Here is a 536-nt window from a genome sequence, read left to right as displayed (position 1 = left end):
GCTGCAAGTTTAACTCAGCTAAGAGTTTCTATCGCAAATTTCATATCCAGTTTTCAAGGTGCAATTTGCTTACTTAGTATGCAACAACGATAAGAAGTTGATACTTTGAAGCATCATAAAACTCATTTAATGTTGTAATGCATTTTGGTGGAGCCAAGCGGGATCGAACCGCTGACCTCCTGCTTGCAAGGCAGGCGCTCTCCCAGCTGAGCTATGGCCCCGAATTAGAAAAAATGGTTGGCCTTAGTGGACTCGAACCACCGACCTCACCCTTATCAGGGGTGCGCTCTAACCAGCTGAGCTAAAGGCCAATATGACATGGGATGAAAAATAAACCCGCTTGGCGACGTCCTACTCTCCCAGGACCCTGCGGTCCAAGTACCATCGGCGCTGGAGGGCTTAACGGTCGTGTTCGAGATGGGAACGTGTGGTTCCCCTCCGCCATCGCTACCAAACGGATCTATCGTCGAAAGAGACTTGCTCTTTCAAAACTGAACATGAGGGATACCTGTCATGGTATCTGATCTTCATCGAGA

Annotated in this window: 2 tRNA genes and 1 rRNA gene; all 3 read right to left on the bottom strand. The window is 48.3% G+C overall.

Annotated elements, in window-relative coordinates:
- Nucleotides 1–145: 145 nt before the first annotated feature.
- The 3 genes from ACFPYJ_RS32155 to rrf all read right to left on the bottom strand — a co-directional run bounded on the left by ACFPYJ_RS32155 (nucleotide 146) and on the right by rrf (nucleotide 455).
- Nucleotides 146–221, bottom strand: a tRNA-Ala gene (locus ACFPYJ_RS32155).
- 13 nt (nucleotides 222–234) lie between these two features.
- Nucleotides 235–311 (bottom strand) — tRNA-Ile (locus ACFPYJ_RS32150).
- Between the two features lie 27 nt (nucleotides 312–338).
- Nucleotides 339–455, bottom strand: a 5S ribosomal RNA gene (gene rrf, locus ACFPYJ_RS32145).
- Between the last annotated feature and the right edge of the window lie 81 nt (nucleotides 456–536).

This window comes from Paenibacillus solisilvae, assembly GCF_042656405.1.
Taxonomy (GTDB): Bacteria; Bacillota; Bacilli; order Paenibacillales; family Paenibacillaceae; genus Paenibacillus_Z; species Paenibacillus_Z solisilvae.
Note: the sequence above shows the minus strand (reverse complement) of the source record. Positions and strands in the feature narration are given on the sequence as shown.